The sequence below is a fragment of the Vibrio sp. Vb0937 genome (assembly GCF_033338855.1).
This window is the reverse complement of sequence record NZ_JAWOTK010000458.1, coordinates 1-1,040: the sequence shown is the minus strand read 5'-3', so window position 1 is coordinate 1,040 and position 1,040 is coordinate 1. Positions and strand designations below refer to the sequence as shown.

Below are 1,040 nucleotides of genomic sequence, written 5' to 3'. Positions count from 1 at the left end.
CGTTTCAAGCGGCATTCGTGATCGATACGCAGCAATATGGACACTGCAACGGACATAATAATCAGACTGGAACCACCATAACTGATTAGTGGAAGCGTCAAACCTTTGGTTGGAACAATACCAGCGGCTGCGCCCACATTGACCATGGTTTGAAACGCAAACCAAATACCAATACCAAACGCTAAGTAACCACCAAACATCTCGCCTTCTTCAAAAGCACGTTTGCCGATATACACAGCTTTAAGTACCAAGCTAAAAATCAACATCAGCACTAAAACAACACCGACGAAACCAAGCTCTTCAGCCAATACCGCAAATACAAAGTCGGTGTGCGCTTCTGGTAGGTATTCCAGTTTTTGAATTGAGTTCCCTAACCCTTGACCAAACCATTCTCCGCGCCCAAACGCCATCAAAGATTGAGTCAACTGATAGCCGCTACCGAACGGATCTTCCCATGGGTCAAGAAACGAAGTAACACGGCGCATACGGTACGGTTCTACCAAGATCAAACCGACGACAGCGCCAATGCCAGCAATCATCAGGGCCAGAAACTGGGTTAGCTTCGCGCCCGCGATAAATAACATGCCAAACAGAGTAACCAGCATTACAACGACGGTACCCAAGTCCGGCTGACCAAGTAACAAGACGGCGAAGAAAGCAAACACCATGATTGGCTTCATAAAGCCGCCAAAGAAGGTCTGGCGCACTTCATCTTGCTTACGGACTAAATAACCGGACATGAAGATGAACAGCGATAGCTTCGCAACTTCGGCAGGCTGTAAGTTGAACAGACCAAGCGGAATCCAACGAGAAGCGCCATTTACTGACTTACCTGCAAGAAGTACAACAATCAGTAATCCAAATGAGACCCAAAGCAAGTAATGACTTTTCTTAAACCATTGCTCTAAAGGTACTTGAAGTATCACCGCAGAGGTCCCGATCGCCAACACTAAGAAGGTGGCATGACGGAACATGAAGTGGAACGGCTGATCGGTCAATCGTGAGCTGATTGGGAAAGACGCAGAGGTCACCATAATCAA

1 protein-coding gene is annotated in these 1,040 nt (G+C 47.1%); it reads right to left on the bottom strand.

Going from position 1 to position 1,040, the window contains the following annotated elements; genetic code table 11:
• A partial coding sequence (ftsW, locus tag R7P67_RS26485; RefSeq protein WP_318086540.1) for a cell division protein FtsW occupies positions 1 to 1,040 on the bottom strand: 1,040 nt, incomplete at both ends.